This window comes from Brevibacterium sp. FAM 24630 (assembly GCF_049804075.1).
GTDB lineage: Bacteria > Actinomycetota > Actinomycetes > Actinomycetales > Brevibacteriaceae > Brevibacterium.
The window spans coordinates 1-246 of the sequence record NZ_JBNBZD010000129.1 but is presented as its reverse complement, the minus strand read 5'-3'; the positions used below and the strand labels follow the sequence as shown (position 1 = coordinate 246).

The following is a 246-nucleotide window of genomic DNA, read 5'->3' as shown; positions in this document are numbered from 1 at the left end:
CTTTGCGCAGACGCTGGCCCACAATGATCTGGCTGGAGTCGCGGGTTGACGCGGTCGCCAACAGTGCGTTGAGGCCGCGACTGCCTTGGTAGCCGAACCCAGCTCCCTGCTTCGACGCAGAGTGAACATCGATGACGGTGTCGTCGACATCGACGAAGATCATCGAAGTCTGTGCCGACTCCTGGTTGGTGGGCAGCAGTGGTGTGTGTTCGTTGAGGTTGGTCAGGAAGCGGGAGGAGATCGCGT

The 246-nt window shown here is 60.6% G+C and carries 1 pseudogene; it reads right to left on the bottom strand.

Annotation, left to right across the window (positions count from 1 at the left end):
- Positions 1-246, bottom strand: a pseudogene (locus ACPUD7_RS17980) (IS1380 family transposase); the annotation flags it as partial.